Source organism: Pseudomonas defluvii (assembly GCF_001695625.1).
In the GTDB taxonomy this organism is placed as follows: Bacteria; Pseudomonadota; Gammaproteobacteria; order Pseudomonadales; family Pseudomonadaceae; genus Aquipseudomonas; species Aquipseudomonas defluvii.
Genome location: NZ_MBPN01000237.1, coordinates 1 through 2,458, shown reverse-complemented (window position 1 = coordinate 2,458; position 2,458 = coordinate 1). Strand labels below are relative to the sequence as shown.

The window sequence follows — 2,458 nt, the reverse complement described above, 5'->3', positions numbered from 1 at the left end:
GCGCGGGCAAGTTCAGGCCGCTACGACCGCTGCAACCGGCTTAGCGTGCTTTATTTTCCGTTTTCTGAGGCGACCCCTTGAGCAACATTGCGAGACCGAGTTCAATCGAATTCGCGCCACCGCATTTCCGAGGGCGTATTTCGAGAAGGACAACGATGCGCGCAGCGGCAGCAAGGGAGACTACATCTTTCGCGACTCCGATGAAGCTGGCACCGAGATCGTCTCGATCATGTTCGAGATGAAGAACGAGAATGACGAAACTGCCACCAAGAAGAAGAACGAAGACTTCCTGAAGGAGCTCGACAAGGATCGCACCGAGAAGGGCTGTGAGTATGCGGTGCTAGTTTCTCTACTCGAACCGGACAGTGAGTTATATAACACTGGGATCATTGATATGTCCCACCGCCACCCGAAGATGTACATTGTTCGGCCGCAATTTTTCATTCCCATCATCACGCTGCTGCGAAATGCGGCGATGAATTCGCTCAAGTACAAATTGGAACTGGCGCTCGTGAAGGCGCAAAACATCGATATCACGAACTTCGAGACCCAGCTGGATACGTTCAAGACCGCATTCGCGAAAAACTACGACCTCGCCTCCAGGCGATTTCAGACAGCAATCGATGAAATTGACAAGTCGATCGACCACCTACAGAAGACGAAGGAGGCCCTGCTTGGCACCGACAGGAATCTTCGACTTGCGAACGACAAGGCGCAGGACGTGACGATCAAGAAGTTGACTCGGGGTAACCCAACAATGGCTGCGAAGTTCGCCGAACTCAAGGACGGCGGATCTTCTGATGCTGAATGAGTCTGGTCATTCACGTCGGAAGCACGGCCAAGTAGGGATTGTTTGGTGGCACGTCACCGAATACCGATTGCGGCTGAAGAAGCAGGTAGCCGTGTAGCTTGCGCGATTTTCGCGGCCCGGTGACTTCGCAAGTCCAAATATTCAGTCCGCTAGCTTGTTTGCGATGCAGTTGCAGCCGCTCGAAGCGTTTTTGCACCCACCGCCAATCTTGCTGGTTCTCCTGCTTGGCGAATGCGCCTACCTGTGGGTGCTCCTGCGCATAGCGCTGGAAGACGCCTGGGCTGACCAGGTAAGCGGTATCGCTCACCGTATGCACGAGCGCCTTCGCATCGTTGATGATAAGCCGGCGTGATGCGATGCCCTGTTGCAGCCATGTCATGAAGTGCTCGCCGGAGGGCCGCGCCGTTGAGGGCGATGTCGCAGCCGTGGGCATAGACGTCGGTGAAACCGTGACCATCGCTGGCATGGACGCCTCGGGGCGCGTGGCAGGCGTCATGCTCGAAACGACTTCCGCATCTTGCTGGGTGCCGCTCGAATCACCCATGCCAACCATCGTGAGCATGTCCTCCAGCGCGTCGGGCAAGGCCTGGTGGGCCGTGGGCGGCGGAGCCAAGGCAGCGGCGCTGCCGCCTTCCCAAGGTCGGGGCCCCTGGTCTTCCTGGGCGGGCTTCATCACGACCGCAGGCGGGGTAGCTGGCGCACTGGCGTCGTTTTCTGCGAGCGTCGCGTCGATCGCCACCGTACCGGCAAAAGGTGCTGGCCGCTCGCCGGATTCCCAGATCAGCGCCGGCGCCAGTCGCAACAAGGTGAATGAATGGGACCAGCCCGTCGTGCTGATCACGGTCGCGCGCCAGACTGCCTTCCCGTCCGGCGTGGGCTTCAACATGCCGTGATCCTGCAGCACGTTGAACACGGCGGTGTTGTTCGCAGGGATGCCGTCGATGCCCTGGGACAGCAGGTGTGCGCGCAGCTTGTCCGAGACCGTCTTGCTCACCAGCCACAAGCCGTCTTCGGTGAGCCAGCCATCGGAGGCCTCGGGTTGGTTCAGCTTCAGCTCCTCCTTGAGCAGGTAACGCAACCCGTCCAGCAGCTTGCGTTGCAGTGCGTGCTTGGGCGCGACCATGGCGCGGGCAGGATCGCCGCCCAGTTCCAGGGCGACCGAAGCGCGATCGGCCTGCACGACGAGTTCGCCAAGCACCCCAGCGTGTTCGTATTGGCCGGCAAGAACATAAAGCAGCGGTCCCCAGAGCGCGGGGTAGCCGCTGAGCCAGTCCAGGATTTGGCGATCGAGCAGTTGGTGGTGGAGCAATCCCGTCGCGGCGCTGTGCAGGCGGTACTCGCGATCATCGCGGTAGCGGAAGCGGTACGGCTGCTGCAACGGGCCGTGCCAAGGGTGCCAAGTGCTGCCGTCGGCCAGTTCGACATGCAGATCGACGGCGATCTTGCCGATGTCATGCAGCAGCGCAGCGTAGGCGACGGCGGCGGTCCAGGCCTCGGACTGCGCCGCTTGGTCTTCGGGGTTGGCGCCGATAGGTAGCAGATGGGACTGCCGTAGCTTCAGGCTGTAGGCGACGATCTCCAGGCCATGGTCGAGCATGCCGCCGGGGTACGCATGGTGATGGGCCTCCGATGCAGGGAACTGCTGGA

2 protein-coding genes are annotated in these 2,458 nt (G+C 60.5%); one reads left to right on the top strand and one right to left on the bottom strand.

What is annotated here, in order from left to right:
• Positions 1 to 811 (top strand): DUF2130 domain-containing protein (locus EKA13_RS26870; protein WP_218060861.1); only part of this gene is annotated, 811 nt, incomplete at its 5' end.
• A 10-nt stretch (positions 812 to 821) separates the two neighbouring features.
• Here EKA13_RS26870 and mobH read toward each other — a convergent pair.
• On the bottom strand, positions 822 to 2,458 hold a 1,637-nt coding region (mobH, locus tag EKA13_RS26865; protein WP_065762006.1), incomplete at its 5' end, for a MobH family relaxase.